Annotated in this window: 16 protein-coding genes; 6 read left to right on the forward strand and 10 right to left on the reverse strand. The window is 68.9% G+C overall.

Going from position 1 to position 17,708, the window contains the following annotated elements; all coding sequences use genetic code 11:
• Positions 1-122 precede the first annotated feature (122 nt).
• Both ABD970_RS11380 and ABD970_RS11385 read right to left on the reverse strand, forming a co-directional pair.
• Positions 123-1,190 (reverse strand): DUF1615 domain-containing protein, encoded by a 1,068-nt coding sequence (locus tag ABD970_RS11380; RefSeq protein WP_345295579.1) that lies wholly within the window; start codon positions 1,188-1,190, stop codon positions 123-125.
• Positions 1,191-1,393: 203 nt separating this feature from the next.
• Complete coding sequence (locus tag ABD970_RS11385; protein WP_345295580.1) at positions 1,394-2,851, reverse strand: tetratricopeptide repeat protein; 1,458 nt, start codon at positions 2,849-2,851, stop codon at positions 1,394-1,396.
• 516 nt (positions 2,852-3,367) lie between these two features.
• Between ABD970_RS11385 and ABD970_RS11390 the strand changes: the two genes are divergently transcribed.
• Positions 3,368-4,135, forward strand: coding sequence for a hypothetical protein (locus ABD970_RS11390; RefSeq protein WP_345295581.1), 768 nt, complete (start codon positions 3,368-3,370; stop codon positions 4,133-4,135).
• Between the two features lie 824 nt (positions 4,136-4,959).
• Complete coding sequence (locus ABD970_RS11395) at positions 4,960-6,264, forward strand: amidohydrolase family protein (RefSeq protein WP_345295582.1); 1,305 nt, start codon at positions 4,960-4,962, stop codon at positions 6,262-6,264.
• 149 nt (positions 6,265-6,413) lie between these two features.
• On the opposite strand, the gene ABD970_RS11400 is transcribed toward ABD970_RS11395, so the two are convergent.
• From ABD970_RS11400 to ABD970_RS11415, 4 genes are all read right to left on the reverse strand, one after another.
• On the reverse strand, positions 6,414-7,079 hold the full coding sequence (locus ABD970_RS11400) for a DsbA family oxidoreductase (protein ID WP_345295583.1): 666 nt from the start codon (positions 7,077-7,079) through the stop codon (positions 6,414-6,416).
• Positions 7,076-8,761 (reverse strand): urocanate hydratase, encoded by a 1,686-nt coding sequence (gene hutU / locus ABD970_RS11405; RefSeq protein ID WP_345295584.1) that lies wholly within the window; start codon positions 8,759-8,761, stop codon positions 7,076-7,078. The genes ABD970_RS11400 and hutU overlap by 4 nt, the downstream gene beginning before the upstream one ends.
• Positions 8,762-8,862: 101 nt before the next feature.
• Positions 8,863-9,591, reverse strand: a complete 729-nt coding sequence (locus tag ABD970_RS11410) for an oxygen-binding di-iron domain-containing protein (protein ID WP_345295585.1) — start codon at positions 9,589-9,591, stop codon at positions 8,863-8,865.
• A gap of 1 nt (position 9,592) precedes the next feature.
• Complete coding sequence (locus tag ABD970_RS11415; protein WP_345295586.1) at positions 9,593-10,198, reverse strand: TetR/AcrR family transcriptional regulator; 606 nt, start codon at positions 10,196-10,198, stop codon at positions 9,593-9,595.
• 320 nt (positions 10,199-10,518) lie between these two features.
• On the opposite strand from ABD970_RS11415, the gene ABD970_RS11420 reads away from it, so the two are divergent.
• On the forward strand, positions 10,519-10,875 hold the full coding sequence (locus ABD970_RS11420; RefSeq protein ID WP_345295587.1) for a hypothetical protein: 357 nt from the start codon (positions 10,519-10,521) through the stop codon (positions 10,873-10,875).
• A gap of 146 nt (positions 10,876-11,021) precedes the next feature.
• On the opposite strand, the gene ABD970_RS11425 is transcribed toward ABD970_RS11420, so the two are convergent.
• Together ABD970_RS11425 and ABD970_RS11430 are read right to left on the reverse strand one after the other, a co-directional pair.
• The gene (locus tag ABD970_RS11425; protein WP_345295588.1) at positions 11,022-11,345 is read right to left on the reverse strand and encodes a hypothetical protein; all 324 of its coding nucleotides are present in this window, start codon (positions 11,343-11,345) and stop codon (positions 11,022-11,024) included.
• A gap of 110 nt (positions 11,346-11,455) precedes the next feature.
• On the reverse strand, positions 11,456-12,001 hold the full coding sequence (locus ABD970_RS11430; RefSeq protein WP_345295589.1) for a YybH family protein: 546 nt from the start codon (positions 11,999-12,001) through the stop codon (positions 11,456-11,458).
• Between the two features lie 120 nt (positions 12,002-12,121).
• Here ABD970_RS11430 and ABD970_RS11435 point away from each other — a divergent pair, with 120 nt between their 5' ends.
• The gene (locus tag ABD970_RS11435) at positions 12,122-13,447 is read left to right on the forward strand and encodes an alkaline phosphatase family protein (RefSeq protein ID WP_345295590.1); all 1,326 of its coding nucleotides are present in this window, start codon (positions 12,122-12,124) and stop codon (positions 13,445-13,447) included.
• A gap of 79 nt (positions 13,448-13,526) precedes the next feature.
• Here the strand turns inward: ABD970_RS11435 and ABD970_RS11440 are convergent, their stop codons facing one another.
• Positions 13,527-14,774 carry a formimidoylglutamate deiminase gene (locus ABD970_RS11440; protein WP_345295591.1) on the reverse strand — a complete coding sequence of 416 codons (1,248 nt, stop codon included), beginning with the start codon at positions 14,772-14,774 and terminating at the stop codon, positions 13,527-13,529.
• A gap of 57 nt (positions 14,775-14,831) precedes the next feature.
• Here ABD970_RS11440 and hutI point away from each other — a divergent pair, with 57 nt between their 5' ends.
• The gene (gene hutI / locus ABD970_RS11445; RefSeq protein ID WP_345295592.1) at positions 14,832-16,064 is read left to right on the forward strand and encodes an imidazolonepropionase; all 1,233 of its coding nucleotides are present in this window, start codon (positions 14,832-14,834) and stop codon (positions 16,062-16,064) included.
• Between the two features lie 137 nt (positions 16,065-16,201).
• A complete protein-coding gene (locus tag ABD970_RS11450) occupies positions 16,202-17,407 on the forward strand; it encodes a dipeptidase (protein ID WP_345295593.1) in 1,206 nt (401 codons plus the stop codon).
• A 63-nt stretch (positions 17,408-17,470) separates the two neighbouring features.
• Here ABD970_RS11450 and ABD970_RS11455 read toward each other — a convergent pair whose 3' ends face one another.
• A complete protein-coding gene (locus tag ABD970_RS11455) occupies positions 17,471-17,674 on the reverse strand; it encodes a 30S ribosomal protein THX (RefSeq protein ID WP_345295594.1) in 204 nt (67 codons plus the stop codon).
• Positions 17,675-17,708 lie beyond the last annotated feature (34 nt).

The raw sequence follows: 17,708 nt of genomic DNA on the forward strand, positions 1-17,708 counted from the left end.
AAAGCGCCCGGCTGAGACAGCCTCAGCGTCTATTTTCGCGAGAACAGGTCGACAAGGGTCGGAAAGATCCTGGGCGGTCCTGCCGCCCTGATCATTTCCTTGATTGCCTCCGACTCGCTGGCCTAGCGCTTCAGGCAATCCTTCCAGCGCGCCTCGACGCGTCCGGCAAACCACGCCGTGGTCAGCTTGCGCGAGATCTTCGGACTGGCCAGGTCGATCTCGGGGACGCGGGCGCGTGGCACGGGATTGCCGGCGCCGGCGGCGTCGGCGATCGCGTAGACCCGGCGGAAGAGGTCTGTCTCGTCGAAGGCCTCCGAATGGCCCTTGCCCAGCGCGTTGCGGATCGCGGCGTCATCCATGACCAGCCTGGGGGCGATGCTGCGCAGCGCCGCCTCGGTGGCGCCGGGGCGATCCATGGGCGCACCGGGCGCGAGCAGGTCGCCGTCGCGCGCGAGCCGGGTTCCGCTGGCGATCGAGGCCGCCACCTGGAAGGCCGCGTTGCGGCTGGCGTAGCGGCCGGCGTTGAAATCGGCGAAACGGTACAGCGGGCGGTCGTAGGCGGCCGGGTAATCCAGCAGGTGCTTGATGCCGAAGTACAGGCCGCCGCGCCGGGTGAACACCTCGTGGCGGATCGAGCGCTCCGTGCCGTAGGGGTAACCGCGCGCGTGGCGCTCCGCGAAGTCGATCGAAACCTGCATCGGCCCGCCGGTGCGCACTGGGTTCAGGCCCTTCAGGACCCGCCCGCTGCCCAGCGGCAGGCGCGCGATCATCTCCTCGTACAGCTCGCTGAGTTCGCGCTCCGTGCGCATCGCGCCGATCCGCGCGGCATAGGTGCGGCCGTCGAGGGAACGCAGGTCGAGCGCGGCATCCACCACGAACGCCGGGATGTGCCGGGCCGCGGCGCGGCGCTTGATCTCCGCCACCGCGATCCGCCCCAGGTCGGGCACCTGCGGGTCGGCGCGGTAGGTCGACTCCTGCTCGACCACGGCCAATGCCGCACACAGGTTCGTATCGCTGGGCTCGACCCGCAGCGCCGCGAACGCTGCCTGCACGTCGCGCGCCCAGCCGTTGCGGTCCTCCAGGCGCGGCGGCAGCTTGCGCAGGAGGCTGGCGTTGACTTCCTCGGCGCTGCGGGCACGGTGCCGTTCGCAGCCGGCCAGGGAGATGCACGCCATGGCAAGGGTCAGCATCGTCACCAGCCGGCTGAGGGACCCTGCGTGGCGAACGCCGGACGGGATTGCGGATTGGCAGCTAATGAACTCGTTTCTCCTCACGCGGCAGCGTGTCGTCTTGATCGGGCACCTTGCCCCAGTTCCCACACCGGCACACCAGTCCGCGTCATGGATGCACCTTATTCCATCTACCGAAGTCCGCAGTGCTGGATCCGGCGACTTCAGACGACGAAGTCGACCCAGCGCCGATGCACGACCTGGAGCAGGTCACGATAACTGGCCTCCTCTTGCAACCGGGTCAGCAACGGATCGTGCGTACTCAAGTATGGGTAGTTGATGAATCCGCGGCTGACGGCAAGCGTCAACCACTCGATCGCGGGCGCGGGTTCACCGGCCAGGGCATGGGCCTGGGCGAGCATTCGCGGATAGAGGTCGTTGGCATTCGCAAACGCCCGATCCGTTACCGACAGTTCGATCTGCGGACGCGATCCGCGGCAGGCTGCCGCGAAGCAACGGGCGACTTTCGCGGACAAGGAGTCCCTGTCGCTGTCGGCGTACCCGTCCACCGTACTTTGCACCTCATCGGTCAGGCCGTTGATGGACAGGATCCAGACCAGGAACAATCGCAGCAGGGGGCTCTGTGGCTCCCGGTCGAGGAGCCTTCGGTAGACCGATACGGCATCACGGTGCCGGCCTTCGAGCACGTCGGCCCATGCCGGCAGGGCCTGGTAGGCCTGGGTCAACGGATCCATCGCAAGCACCTGTGGCATCAGCGCCCTTGCCACTGACACCTGGCCCGAGATCAGGTAGCAATAGCACAGCAGGCCCAGCGTGTCCGGGTTGGAGCCTTGACGGGCGTATGCCGACTTGAGGTTCTCCACCGCCGATTGGATCTCGCCTTGCGAGTAATGCAGCCAGCCCTGCAGCTCGTGACCATGCGCGCCATCGGGATCCGCAGCGAAAGCCCGCTCCGCGCAACGTCGTGCCTCCACAAGGGGACGCTCGCTCAGGTCCAGGCCGGCTTCACGACAATGCAGGTGCGTCTTGCCGAGGACCGCGTGGAGTTGGGCCTCATCGCCGGCTTTCGTGAGCGCATCTTCCAGCAAACCGATGGCTTCATCGATGCCGTCCCGCGTCCACCGCAGCGATGCCTGCCGCGCCTGCAGGGCGGCCAGCCATGCAGGCCATTCGCTGATGCCCCGATGGGCCAGGCGGCTCTCATCTTCCGCTGTCAAGCGCAGCTTCATCGCCGCCGCCGCTTCCCGGGCGATACGCGCCTGGATGTCGAAGACCTCGCTCACCGTGCCCGCGAACTTCTCCGACCAGACCCGGCGCTCACGATCCGCTTCGATCAGCTGCGCGCTTGCCCTGATCTCGCCGCAGTGCCGCCTGACGGAGCCTTCGAGTAGGTAGCAGACATCCAGCCTGGCGGCAATGTCCCCGATCGAAAGGCCCTTGGCCTTGAGTTGCATGGACGATGTGCGGGAGATGACGCGAAGCGAACTGATCTTGGCGAGGTCGGCGATGATCTCGTCGGTGAAGCCGTCGGCGATATAGGCATCGCCAGAATCCTGCCCGATGAAATCGAACGGCAGGACCGCAATGGATGCCGACTCATGCCTTGCCACGGGCACGTCCTGTTCCCCCGATGCGCCATCGACCGCTGCGCGCCGCGCCATCCAGGCGTCGAGCTCGGCCGGATAGGCGAAAACGCTGGCCAGCGAAAGGTGCATGTGCCGATGCACCGGCATCCCTTCCTCGGCTTCCCAGCGGCGTGCGGTGCGCTCACTGCGCCTGATATGCCTCGCGATCGCCTTCCAGGAGCTGAGGCGCTTTCCGGCCTCGGTACCCGACATGGATCGATTATAGGCAACGCAAATCGACCGTGACCAGCTATGACCGGCTCTGGCCCGCCATGTCCGTTGCCGTGGTTCGCGCGCCCGGGACCTAATTGAGACGCACCCGAACCGTGCAGGCTGGAATCATGTGTTCATCGGAAACCGCCGCCACTGCCCTGTCGATTCCCGCATCCGGATCTCCAGCGATGGGCGCCAGGCAGGATCACTGGCGGGACGTGCCCGCATCCGGCATCCGCAACGCGCCCGAGGGGATCTGGCAGCCGCCCTTCGCGTCTCCAGTCCGGCCCCACCCGCCAGGACCGTGACGCTGTTTGGCCACGCCAAGGAGAGTGCATCGTGCCAATCAAGAACAGGGATCACCTCTTCTACCCCGCGCTTGCCATCCTGATCAGCGCAACCTGTTTCGCCGGGTTCTCATGGACCTACTTCGGACCGATGGTTGCCCGCTCTTACCCTCCTGCGGGCGCCCCGCTACACCTGCACGGATGGTCCTTCTTCCTCTGGTACCTGCTGTTCCCCCTCCAGGCGATCCTGGTCGCAAGGGACAAGTACGCTCTGCACATGGCCCTGGGTCGGCTCAGCGTGGTGCTGGTCATCGTGATGACAGTGACGGGCATCCTGGTGTTGAGCGTCCGGGTGGAAGAAGCCTTGCGAAACGGGGGGCCCCAAATCTGGTTGCTGTACGGTCCGCTCTTCCTGTCGAACCTGCTCCTGTTCGTTGCGTTTTATGCGGCCGCCATTCGCATGGCCATGACAAACCGGCTCCAGGCGCACAAGCGGCTGATCATCGTGGCCAGCGCCATCGTGGTCGGCGCCGGTTCCGCTCGCGTGCTCATGCTGCTGAGCGAGTTTCATCCCCTGTCGGTGCCGATCGGCATTCTTGCGTGCAGCCTCTTCATCGTCATCGGCATCGTTTACGACTGGCTGACGGTGCGGTCGGTGCATCCGGTGTACTGGATCGGCCTCGTCGCGGTGCTCGGCGTCGAAGCGTCGCTGTTTCCCCAGCTCAACGGCGATACCGTCGCCTGGATCAACCAATGGATCGGGGCACTGGGCGAGCACCTCGGCGTGTTCTACGACCCCGAACCCACGGTCGAGTTTTGAGGCCTGCGATTTCGCCCACTGAGTGGTCCCTGATACCTTTTCAGCCGCCACTCACCGTGTCGGGAGTGTTTCCGCCCGGCTTCGGAATTTCCCGCACGGCGACCGTCATTGCCTCGGCGCCCAAGCGCACGGAGGGTTCCGGGTCGATCTTGGGCAGGGGCGAGTGTTGGCTGGGCACCGGGGGTCCGCTGGCCTTGGCGGCGTCGGGAGCGGCGGGTGGCGCGCCACCGAGCAAAAAAGGAGCAAAAAAAGGGGTCAGAGAACATATGCGCTTCAAGCAATAATGTTCTCTGATCCCTTTTTTTTATCGCGTTATCGGGCAATTCCGCCCGCCCTAATTGCTCGCGCATACTCTATCTACGCCGCCGCCCAGTCCGGCTCGGCGAGCCTGGACTTCAGTCAATATTAGTAAGGAAACATGACCCCGTTCTCGCAGGCGGTGGCGCGCATGTGGCTCCCCTTGGTCGAATCGTGATCAAGTGAACCTGACCCAGTTACTTGATCAGATCCCGTCACTTGATCCGGCGGCGCGGGCCGTGGCATATCGTGGGTTGTCGAGCGATGCGTCACCGCACCAGTCAGCGCGGAGGTCCGGAACTACCGGCGACAGCAGAAGGCGCCGGGATGTGACCGACCGTTTCAGTTGCCGGTCTCTCCTAGGCAATGGCGAAAGGTGGGCGACGTGGACGGACCGACGTGACACTCCTGCTCGTCCCTCTGCTCGCACCCTGATTCCCACCCTCCTCTTTTACCGTCCGGACTTGGCCCGTCCCGCGATTGCAGGCAATCTGGCGGGCGGGTTCAGGCGATTCGGAGGGGTGGGCATGCGGTCAGGCATGGTCGTGGCGGGCTTGCTGTGGCTCGCGGGTGCGCCCGCCATGGGCTCGGACTACCTCGAGCTGCAGGACCTGCACCTGATCGACGGCACCGGAAAGCCAAGCCGCGTGGTCGACCGGCTGCTGGTGCGCGACGGACTCATCGTCAGGATCGACGACGAGGGCGACGAGCCCACGCCCGAGCCCCGCTCGAGCTGGCTGCGGATCGATCTCGATGGCGCGTGGGTAATGCCCGGCCTGGTCGACACCCATGTCCATGTCGCCCGGTTTCCCGACACCAGGGCGCAGGCCGAACGCATCCTGCGCCAGGCCGTTCGTGGGGGCGTCACCTCCGTGCGCGACCTCGGCGGTGATGCCCGCGCACTGGCCGAACTCTCGCGGGCCATGGCCGCCGGCGAATTCATTGGTCCCAACCTGCAATTCAGCGCCCTGGTCGGCGGGTCCGCGGTACTGGAATCCGAGACCGTTCGCCAGCTGGCGAACGGACATGCGCCCGGCACGGCGCCCTGGGCGCGTTCGGTCGACGCGTCTACCGACCTCGAGCGCATCGTCGCCCAGGCCCAGGGAAGCGGGGTCGGCAACCTCAAGCTCTACGGGAACCTGTCGCCGGATTTGGCCAGGGGCCTCATCGAACAGGCCAGGTCGCAGTCGCTATCGACCACCGCTCACGCCACGGTCTTCCCCACGGGACCGGGTGAGCTGGTGGACGCGGGGATCGGCTCGCTGGCGCACGCGCCCTACCTGGTCTGGGAGGCGGTCGACCACATCCCGGCAGACTACGAAGTGCGCACCCGTGGGCCGTGGGACCAGGTGCCCGCGGACCATCCACGCTTGCTGTCCCTCTACCGGCGCATGGCCGAACGCGGCGTGTTCCTGGACGCAACCCTCTACGTATACGAAGCCATGGGGCGCTATTCGCCGGGAGTGGTCGCGGACTGGTCGGCCGCGGCGTTCCGCTGGGGGGCACTCGCGACCGCGCTGGCGCGCGCGGCGGGCGTCCGGGTGACGACGGGGACCGACTGGTTCGAACCCGCCGGCGATGGCGCGCTTCCGCACACCCATGACGAACTCGTCCTGCTGGTAGACGCGGCGGGGTTCACCCCGATGCAGGCGATCGTCGCCGCGACCCGCGACGGCGCCGCGGCGCTGGGGCTGGGCGAGAGCCACGGCACGCTGCAGGTCGGCAAGGTGGCCGACCTGCTGGTGCTCGACGCGGACCCGCTCGCCGACATCCGCAACACCTCGCGGCTGCGCTTCACGGTGCGCGCGGGACGGGTGGTGCCCGCGGAGTAGCCAGCGGCCGCCCCTTCAGGGCGGAAACGTGTGGGACGCCCGGTGGACGAGGGACCGATCCGGAACTTCAGTAGGCGAGAAAGGGGGTCGAAGCGGGGCGGGACGCGCGGATGGTTGGAGGCGGGCTCGCGGCCGGGACGGGCCCGGGTTCACTCGATCTCGCCCGCCGCAACCTCCCTCAGCGCCCGCTCGAACACCTCCACCGGCTGCCCGCCAGAAACCAGGTGGCGCCGGTTGAGGATGACGGACGGGACGGCGTTGATGCCGCTGCGCTGGAAGAGCTCCTCCGCCGCGCGCACTTCCGCGGCGTAGCGATCGGAGGCGAGGATGTCGCGCGCCTGGTCGCCCGGCAGGCCGACCTCGCTTGCGATGCGCAAGAGGGTGTCGTGGTCCGACACGTCCTGGCGGTCGGTGAAGTAGGCGCGCAGCAGGGCGTGCTTCAACTCGGACTGCCTGCCCTCGATGCCGGCCCAGTGCAGCAGGCGGTGCGCATCGAAGGTGTTGACGATGCGGCGGCGTCCCTCGGGGTGGAAGGTGAAACCGAGCTCGGCGCCGCGCTCGCGGATGCGCGCCTGGTTCTCCGCCAGCTGGGCATCGTCGAGGCCGTACTTGTTCTTGATGTGTTCGGCGGTGTCCTCGCCTTCGGGCGCCATGTGCGGGTTGAGCTCGAACGGCTGGAAGTGGATTTCCGCCCGGATGTCCCCGCCGATGCGTTCGAGCGCCTGTTCCAGCGAGGCCAGCCCCACGGCGCACCACGGGCACGCGATGTCAGAGACGAAGTCGATGCGCATCGGGACGCCGCCTTCGGTGCTCATGGGCGTGCCATCGGCAGTTTCAGGCCTTGTTCCTGCGCACAATCCCTGGCGATGTCGTAGCCGGCATCGGCATGCCGCATCACCCCGGTGCCCGGGTCGTTCCACAACACGCGTGCGATCCGCTTGTCCGCTTCCGGCGTGCCGTCGCAGACGATCACCACGCCGCTGTGTTGCGAGTAGCCCATGCCCACCCCGCCACCGTGGTGCAGCGAAACCCAGGTGGCGCCGCCGGCGACGTTGAGCATCGCGTTCAACAGCGGCCAGTCGCTCACGGCGTCCGACCCGTCCCGCATCGCTTCGGTCTCTCGGTTCGGCGATGCCACGCTGCCGCTGTCGAGGTGGTCGCGGCCGATGACGACGGGCGCCTTGAGCTCGCCGTTGCGGACCATCTCATTGAACGCCAGGCCGAGCTTGTGGCGCTGGCCGAGACCGACCCAGCAAATGCGCGCGGGCAGGCCCTGGAAGGCGATGCGCTCGCGGGCCATGTCCAGCCAGCGATGCAGGTGCGGATCGTCGGGGATCAGTTCCTTGACCTTGGCGTCGGTTTTGTAGATGTCCTCCGGGTCGCCGGACAGCGCCACCCAGCGGAACGGGCCGATGCCCTTGCAGAACAGCGGCCGCACGTAGGCCGGCACGAAACCCGGGAAATCGAAGGCGTTGGCGCAGCCCTCGTCCTTGGCCATCTGCCGGATGTTGTTGCCGTAGTCGAAGGTGGGGATGTCCTGCTGCTCGAAGGCGAGCATGGCTTCGACGTGGACGCGCATGGATTTCTTCGCCTCGTCGCGCACACGTTCGGGATTGGCTTGCTGTTCCGCGAGCCACTGCTCCACCGTCCAGCCGATCGGCAGGTAGCCATGCACGGGGTCGTGGGCGCTGGTCTGGTCGGTGACGGCATCCGGGCGCACCCCGCGCCGAACCAGCTCGGGCAGGATTTCGGCGGCGTTGCCGAGCAACGCGATGGACTTGGCTTCACCGGCTTGCGTGTACTTCCCGATGCGGGCCAGGGCGTCGTCGAGGTCGTCGGCCTGCTCGTCGACGTAGCGGGTCTTGAGCCGGAAGTCGATGCGCGACTGCTGGCATTCGATGTTGAGGCTGCAGGCACTGGCCAGCGAAGCGGCCAGCGGCTGCGCGCCGCCCATGCCGCCCAGCCCGGCGGTGAGGATCCACTTGCCCGCGAGGTCGCCGCCGTAGTGCTGGCGGCCCATCTCCACGAAGGTCTCGTAGGTGCCCTGCACGATGCCCTGGCTGCCGATGTAGATCCAGCTGCCGGCGGTCATCTGGCCGTACATCATCAGGCCCTTGCGGTCGAGTTCGTGGAAGTGCTCCCACGTCGCCCAGGCCGGCACGAGGTTGGAGTTGGCGATCAGCACGCGCGGCGCGTCCGGGTGCGTAGGGAACACGCCGACCGGCTTCCCGGACTGCACCAGCAGGGTTTCGTCGTCCTCGAGTTCCTTGAGGGTGGCAAGGATGGCGTCGTAGGACGGCCAGTCGCGCGCGGCGCGGCCGATGCCGCCGTAGACCACGAGGTCCTCCGGCCTTTCGGCCACCTCGGCGTCGAGGTTGTTCTGCAGCATGCGGAACGGGGCTTCGGTGAGCCAGGACTTGCAGGTGAGCGTGGCGCCGCGGGGTGCGCGGATGCTGCGGGAGGGGTCGTGGCGAGGGTCGTCGCTGCGCAGGGACATGCCAGGGCCAGGTGTGGGGATGCGCGGGATTATCGCATCGGGGTCCCTGCCCCCAGGGCCGCCCGGACACCCGTGGCCGGGCGGCGCCCCTGTTGCCCTGCTCAGGCGGCCTCGGCCTGCGCGAGCTGCTGGTAGTAGTCGGCAAGCCGCAGCAACGGATCGGCGCCGTCGCCCAGCCAGGCAGGCCCGTGCATCAGGGCGAGCACGCGAGGCTGCAGCGCGGCCAGGCGGCGCAGGGTGGGCGCGGTCGCGGGGCCGACGCTGGTGGCGTGGAACAGCTCCTCGCCTTCCCGTGCCGCCGGCAGCGGATCGTCGGTGGAGGTGGCGCCGGCATCGCCGATGCGGGTGAACAGGTCGCTGCAGAACAGGGTGCCGGTCGTGGTCTCGAACATCATCCCGGCGTCCCAGCCATGCGGCACGTGCGGGGTGGCGATGAAGCGCACCCGCTTCGCGCCCAGCACCAGTTCCTCGCCGTCGGCCAACACATGCGGCGGCCGGTCGGCCATGTCGTTGAGGACCACGTCGCAGGACAGCTGGCCGTGCGCGACCTGCGCCGCGGGCGCAGTGGCAAGCCACAGGTTCATGCTGCCGCATTCGTCGGCCTCCACGTGGCTGAAGCCGATCCAGCGCAGGCTTTCGGGCGGAAGGACCCGCGCCACGGCATCGCGCACCGCAGTGAACATGGCCTTGGGGCCGGTATGGAACAGCAACGGCTGCTCGTCACGCACCAGGTACTGGTTGAAGACGAATCCCGACGGCGGCGCGATGTCGGGCACCCAGGTCGAGAGGCGGAAGATGCCATCGGCGATTTCATGTACTTGCGTATTCAAGTCACTTGCTCCTGACGGAAGGGGCCGGCAACAGCCGGCAGCAGAGGACCGCGGCGATTTCTTCGGCGGCTTCGAGGACATCGAGCCCGCTCTCGCGAAGGGACAGGTAGGTTCCTGTATCCAGCAGGGCGACCGCCATTTGCTGGCTTTCGGTCGGTGGCGGTGTCTTGAGCGGTCGCAGTGCGGCGGCAAGCTGCGTGCGCCTTTGCTCTCGCTGGGCCTCGAACATGGCGGCGAGCTGCGGGACCTGGTCGCGCTCGCCATGCAGGCGCGCCCATCCGGGCCGCGCGGCGTAGTAGGTGAACCAGGCGACCGCCAAGGCGCGAAGGCGGTCCGCCGGCGCGGCATGTCCGTCGAGCACCGACATGCCGGGCATCGGCGCCTGCTCCATGACATGAGCACCGCACGCATTGATGGCGTCGGCGTACTGGGGGAAGTGGTGGTAGACCGTCCCCACGGCCACGCCGGCGCGCTCTGCGATCTGTTTCATCGACGTCGCGACGATGCCCTGTTCCACATGGAGGGCATAGGTCGCCTCGACGAGGCGACGGCGGGTGTCTTCGGCGGCTTGGCCGCGCTTCCCGAGGCGATAGCGACGACGTGTCATGACAATAATTTGATTGAATAGTCGTTCAATTTAATACCAGGGTAGCGCGGCGTCAAGCGCCACTCTGCGTGGCCGGAGACGGGCCGTGGTCCCTCTACAGGGGTGGGCGGGAACCATCGTTCAGTTGGGTCGCCACCAGGCCGTCGGACTCCGGTCCGCGGCGCGTGCCAAGGCTGCGGGAAAACGTCTGGCCCAGGCTGCGGTTGGCCACCGGGAGGCTGAAAATCTGCCCACACGTCGAGTTCGTTCGGCTGTGCCGTGGGGACCGGGCTTGCCGTAACTTCGCCGACGGAAGGGTCGACAGGCAACCTCGCCGTCAGATGAAGAAGCTGTCGATCCTGCGTTGCCTCGCCGCGCTGCTCGTCGCCCTGCCCGGCTGCAAGAGCATGCAGGCGGTGACCCATGACGCCTGGTCCAACGTGACCGCGAACGTGGAGGCCGGCGACACCGTCGAAGTGGTCACCACCGACGGTCAAATCGAGCGGTTCGTGGTGACCCAGGTCACGGCGGACGCCCTCGTCGGCAACGAGATCCACATCGCAAAGGAGGACATCACGCGCCTGCAGGTACGCGCCGTGCACAAGGGCCGCACATTCGGCGCCGCGTTCGGGGGCGCCGCGGCGGCACTGGTCATCGTGCTGGCCGCCGCCACCGCGGCGTTCCTGGGCGGAGGTTGAGGACACGACAGGGTCAGGACCCCTGGCGATGGCCTCGGCAGGGAGAGGTCCGTCGAGGGCACCACGATGGCCGCAAGAAAGACGCCCGGCGGGAAGCCGGGCGTTTCTGCTTTGCGGTTGCGCGTCTGCTTTGCTCTCGCGCGCCTTCAGTTGATCGAAGGGTCGAGCCTGCGCAGCGCATCGGACAGCTCGACGGCGCCGGTGCTGTCGATGTCGGACTGCGAATAGACCCGGCCGTGGACCGGGGCGCAGCGCTGCAGGCGCTCACGGGTCCGGGAGTTGCTGGTGGCCGTGATCCGCGAGCCGGTGTGCTGCAGGCAGAAGCGGTCGATGGCGGCATCGCGTTCGGCGGCCGCGTTGAAGTCGGCGGCCTTCGCGGCTTCGGACTCGCCGGCCGGGGCGGTGGGCGATTGCGCGGAAGCGGTGGACGCGAGGGCCAGCAGCGCGCTGGCGATCAGGAGTCTTTTCATGGCGTCACCTCGTGGAAGCGGGAACGGCGCCGGATTGCGCCGGGCACCCACCACCATACGCCTGCCCAGGGAACGTCGCCTGAAAATCCGTTGAACCGGTTCAGCTTCGCTCATGCCCGGGGGCAGGCGATCCGGCGGCCGGCGGTGAAGGCTTCGGCCTGCGCGGCGTCGGCCGGCACCGGGCGGATGCCGTCGTCGTACAGCACCCGCCAGGCGCCATCGACGTCGCGAACCCAGACGGAGACGAAGGCCCCGAGCGCGAGTTGCGTTTCGCCGCTTGCGTCCCGCCGTCGGTACAGCGCCGGCCCGCTGGAATACGCGACGCCGCTGTCGCCGGAAACCGTCACCATCGTCGGGTACCACTGCACCTCGACCGGCTCGCCGGAAATGATGCCTGCCCATTCCGCGACCACCGCCTCGCGGCCGCGCGTCGGCCTGGGCCCCTTGGCGCCGAAGGCGGCCTGCGGGTGCACGTGCTCGGCGAAGGCCTCGGCGTCATGGTCGGCGACGGACTGCGCGAACCCGAGCTCGCGCGCCCAGACCTGGCATTCGGCTTCCCCCAGTGCCGGCGCGGGCGCCGGGGGTCGTGGCGCGTCCTGCGCGGAGGCCAGGAAAGAAAGCGAGAGCAGGAGCGTGGGCAGGCAGCGCGTAGGCATCGGAGCGACCTCGCCGGACGGGATCGCCAATGTCGGCTGTCGCCACTCCCGGCGCATGCGCCGGAAGTACCAGGTCCGGGACATTTCTCGGCTTGGCGCGGAGTTCCTATGATGGTGCCGGTGAAGCCATCCCCGAAGCCCGATCGCTGGAGGTTTGCCGGCGGCCTCCTGGCCTGCCTGCTGGCCGCCTGCGCCCAGGCGCCACGCGTTCCGGGCGGTGACGCGATGCCGATGGCGACTGCCGCCCCACCCCCTTCCACACTGCGCAGCGTCGTGCTGGTGTCGCTGGATGGCTTCCGTGCCGGTGACGTGCGCGCCGACCTGGCGCCCAACCTGGCACGGCTGGCGACCGAGGGCGTCCACGCCGACTGGATGACGCCGTCATACCCCACCCTGACCTTCCCCAATCACTACACCCTGGTCACGGGCCTGCGCCCCGATCGCCACGGCGTGGTCCACAACACCATGCGCGATGACGCGCTGGGACGGTTCCGGACCGAAGATCGAGCGGCGGTGGGCGATGGTCGATGGTGGGGCGGCGTGCCGATCTGGGTCACGGCGGAGCGCGCGGGCCTGCCCACGGCCACCCTGTCCTGGCCCGGGTCCGAGGCCGCGATCGATGGCGTGCGTCCGGGCCGCTGGCACCTGTTCGATGCCGACCGACCGATGGACGCGCGCGTGGACGCCGTCCTGGACTGGCTCGGCGAGCCGCCGGCCACGCGACCCCGCTTCGTGACCCTGTACTTCGAAGCCATCGACGTCGCCAGCCATGCGCATGGCCCGGATTCCCCGCAGGCGCGCGCCGCCGTGCGCGAGGTCGACGCCATGCTGGGCCGGCTGGTCGACGGGCTCGGGCGGCTTGGCCTGTGGCAGGCCACCGACCTGGTCATCGTCTCCGACCACGGCATGGCGACCGTGCCACCCGGTCAGGCGATCGCGGTCGAGGACCTGGTGCCGGCGGAGGTGGCCACGGTGGTGACCACCGGGCAGTCTGTCGGCTTCGAGCCCCGTCCGGGGCGCGAAGCGGACGCGGCGCGCCACCTGCTCGGCCGCCACCCGCACCATGCCTGCTGGCGGAAGTCCGATCTGCCACCGCGCTGGCGCTACGGCAGCCACCCGCGCGTCCCGGCCATCGTCTGCCAGATGGACGTGGGCTGGGACGCGATCCGTCGCGAGACGCTCGCGCGGCGGCCCACCGACCACGACCGGGGGTCGCATGGATTCGATCCCGCCGACCCGTCGATGCGCACCCTGTTCGTCGCCCACGGGCCCTCGTTCCGCCGCGGGGTGCGGCTGGCGCCCTTCGACAACGTCGATGTCTATCCGCTGCTGGCCCGGCTGCTGGGCGTGGACCCTGAACCGAACGACGGCGCTGCGCGCACCTGGGGACCTGCCCTGGCCACCGAGCCTTCCCCGGGGCCCGCACCATCGCGGAGCGTCGACTGAGGCCAGCCCGGCCGTCGCGCGGGACGCCCTCGAGACAGGTGCCCGGGATCCGCCCGCGATGCGAGCATCGCGCAGGGCGCTACAACCCGGGGAGCAAGGTCTCCATGACTCCGCGGTAACGCGCGGCGATCGCTTCGCGGTCGTGGTGGAGACCGTTCCCGACGACGACCTCCCCGCCCACCTCGACATCGCGCACCAGGTTTCGATTGCCGCTGAAGATCCAGCGATCGACGACGTCGCTCCCGGTGGCGCCTGCCAGCTGCGGCGCCAGCGCGTCGAGCACCACGCAGTCGCCCGTCCCCTCGAACCCGGTAGCGGCGCCGGCGCTGGCGACCACGTCGTGCAGCAAGGTATCGCCAACGCTCTGCGAACCTTCGCGCACGGCGATGTTGCGGTGGCGGCTGTCGAGTCGCTGGCCGTACTCCAGCCAGCGCAACTCCTCCACCGGCGAGACCGAGATGTGCGAATCGGACCCGATCCCCCAGGCGCCACCGGCGTCCAGGTACTTGCGCAACGGGAACAGGCCGTCGCCCAGGTTGGCTTCCGTGGTCGGGCAGATCGCTACCGTCGCGCCGCTGCGCGCGATGCCGGCGACCTCGGCGTCGGTGAGGTGCGTGGCATGGACCAGCGTCCAGCGGTGATCGACGTCGGCATGGTCGAGCAGCCATTCCACCGGACGCGCGTCGCGGACGGCGAGGCAGTCCTGCACCTCGCCGATCTGTTCGGCGATGTGGACGTGGATCCTGGCGTCTCCGGGCAGCGATCGCACGACCGCCTGCATCGCGTCCTGCGGCACGGCGCGCAGGCTGTGCAGGGCGCAACCGACGCGCAGCATGCCGTCCTGCAGGGCGTGCAGCTCGGAGAACAGGCGCAGGTAGCCGTCGACGTCGTGCCCGAAGCGGCGTTGCCGCTCGCCCAGCGCGCGACCATCGAAGCCGCCCGCCATGTACAGCACCGGAAGCAGCGTCAGGCGGATCCCGGCCTCCCGCGCGGCGGCGATGATCGCCTGCGACATGGCGGCGCGGTCCTCGTACGGGCTGCCGTCGGGCGCGTGGTGCAGGTAGTGGAACTCGCATACCGAGGTGTAGCCGGCCTCGAGCATCTCCACGTACAGTTGCGACGCCACCGCATGGAGCGAGTCGGGATCGAACCGGGCCGCCATGGCGTACATCGTCTCGCGCCAGGTCCAGAACGAATCCTCCGGATGGGTCTGCCGCTCGGCCAGCCCTGCCATCGCCCGCTGGAAGGCATGGGAATGCAGGTTCGCGATGCCGGGGAGGCGCCAGCCGCCGGGGATGGGTTCGACGTGGCCGTGGGTCTGGTCCATGGCCCATTGTCGCCCGCGACGCCGGGCCTGTCGCCATCGGCCGCTTACAATCGAAGGATGGAGACTTCCGCGATCGATCGCTGGGACGGACTGGTCGTCAATGCGCGGCTGGCCACGCTGGACGCCGACGACGGCTACGGCATGCAGGACGATGGCGTGCTGGGCTGGCGGGAGGGCGCCATCGTCCACATCGGCACGGGCGCGACCCTGCCCGACCGTCCGGAGGCGTTGGCCGACGAGGTGATCGACGCCGGCGGCGACTGCATCACCCCCGGGCTCATCGACTGCCACACGCACGTCGTGTTCGGAGGCGACCGTGCGGCCGAGTTCGAGCAGCGCATGGAGGGCGCCAGCTACGAAGCCATCGCCCGCGCAGGCGGCGGCATCCTCTCCACCGTGCGCCATACCCGCGCCGCCGACGAGTATGCCCTGCTGGCGCAGTCGCTTCCACGCGCGGAGGCGCTACGCGGCGATGGCGTGACCACGCTGGAGATCAAGTCCGGCTACGGGCTGGACTACGCCAGCGAACGCAAGATGCTGCGCGTTGCGCGACGCATCGGCGGCGAGCTGGGCATCGAGGTCCGCACCACCTTCCTCGGGGCGCACGCCCTGCCGCCGGAGTTCGCCGGCCGGCCGGATGCCTACGTGGACGAGGTCGTGGACTGGTTGCCGAGGCTGCACGCCGAAGGCCTGGTCGACGCCGTCGACGCCTTCTGCGAAGGCATCGGCTTCACCGCGGCGCAGACGCGACGGGTGTTCGAAGCCGCGCACGCGCTCGACCTGCCGGTCAAGCTGCACGCCGACCAGCTCAGCGACCTTGGCGGCGCGGGGTTGGTAGCCGAGTTCGGGGGGCTGTCCGCCGACCACATCGAGTACGCCTCGGAGGCCGGCGTGAAGGCGATGGCGCGTGCCGGCACCGTGGCGGTGCTGCTGCCGGGTGCGTTCCACGTGCTTCGGGAGACGAAGCTGCCGCCGCTGGACCTGTTGCGCGACCACGGCGTGCCGATGGCGGTCGCCACCGATTGCAATCCGGGCACCTCGCCGCTGCTGTCGCTGCGCCAGGCGATGCAGCTGGCCTGCACGCACTTCCGGCTGACGCCCGAGGAGGCGTTGCGGGGCGCCACCGTGCACGCGTCGCGCGCACTGGGCCTGGCCGATCGCGGCGTGCTGCGCGCGGGCATGCGCGCGGACTTCGTGCGCTGGCGGGTGCATGAGCCGGCGGCGCTCTGCTACTGGCTCGGGGGCAACCTGGCGGCCGGCGTGTACGCCGGCGGGCGTCGCGTGGCGTGAAATCCGCCGCATGGCCGCCCGCGCCGTCACGCCGCCGCATGGAGCTCGACGCGCCAGGCCGCGGCGGTGCAGGCCCTGCTGAAGCCGCTCCGGCAATCCGGCACACTGTGCGGACCTTCCTGCTGCCCGGAGCTTCCATGCATCGCCTCGTCCTCGGGGGCTGCCTCGGCCTCGCCATCGCGCTGCCCGCCGTCGCGTCCGACGCCCCACCGGCCGCCGTACAACTGGCCCGCGACGCCCTCATCGTCGACACTCACATCGACGCGCCGGGGCAGTTGATGAAGAAGTGGGCGGACCTCGGCAAGGCCGCGCCAGACCGCGAATTCGACTATCCGCGCGCTCGCGCCGGCGGGCTGGACGTCGCCTTCATGTCGATCTACACCTCGCCCCGCCAGGACGACGATGGCAGCGCGTGGCAGGTCGCCAACACCATGATCGATGCGGTCCAGGCGCTGGCGGCGCGGCATCCGGACAAGTTCGCGATCCTGACATCGCCGGGCGACGTCGACAGGCTGCGCGAAGGTGGCCGCGTGCTGCTGCCGATGGGCATGGAGAACGGTGCACCGATCGGCGACGACCTCGCCAACCTCCGGTTCTTCTTCGACCGCGGGGTGCGTTACATCACCCTCGCGCACAGCGGCAACAACCGGATCAGCGATTCCTCGTACGCGCTGGAGAAGAAGTGGAACGGCCTCAGCCCGTTCGGGCGCGAGGTGGTGGCGGAGATGAACCGGCTCGGCATCATGGTCGACGTGTCCCACCTGTCCGACCCGGCGGTGCGGCAGGCGGTGGAGCTGAGCACGGTGCCGGTGATCGCCAGCCATTCGGCGCTGCGCCATTTCACCCCGGGCTTCGAGCGCAACCTGAGCGACGAACTGCTCGAGGCCATCGCCGCCAGGGGCGGGGTCGTGCAGATCCCGTTCGGAAATGCCTTCGTCAACCCGGTCGCGGCGGCCGACGTCCAGGCCTACTTCCGCGCAGAGGCCGAGTTCAACAAGCGCAATGCGGCGCGCAAGGCCGCGGGCCAGCCGCTGCTGGACGAGAAGAAATTCGATGACGACTGGGACGCCGCGCATCCCTCGCCACCGACCAGGATCGACGCCGTGCTCGACCAGGTCGACCACGCCGTGAAGCTGGTGGGCGTCGACCATGTCGGCATCGGCTCCGACTTCGACGGCGTCAGCGGCAACCTGCCCGACTCGCTGCGCACGGTCGCCGACTTCCCGAACTTCGTCGCCGGCCTGCAGGCGCGCGGCTATGCCGAGGCCGACATCCGCAAGATCCTGGGCGGCAACCTGCTGCGGGTCTGGGCCGCGATCGAAGCCGGCGCCGAGCCGCGCTGAGGTTCTTGCGCCCACGAAAAAGCCCCGCAATGCGGGGCTTTCGGTGCCGCCGTCGCGCCGCGCTTATTCCTTGGCAACGGACTTCTTGGCGACGGCCTTCTTCGCCGTCTTGCGGACGGACGTCTTCGTCGCGGTCTTGGCCGCGGCCTTCTTCGCGACCGGCGCGGAGGCGGAGCCCGCGGCCTTCTTGGTCACCTGCGTACGGGCATTGCCGTAGCTGGAGTTGTAACGCTTGCCCTTGGCGGTCTTGCGGTCGCCCTTGCCCATCTTGTTGCTCCTGGTCCTGGATTCCCCTGCCTCG

It is taken from the genome of Luteimonas vadosa (assembly GCF_039543545.1).
Taxonomy (GTDB): Bacteria; Pseudomonadota; Gammaproteobacteria; order Xanthomonadales; family Xanthomonadaceae; genus Luteimonas; species Luteimonas vadosa.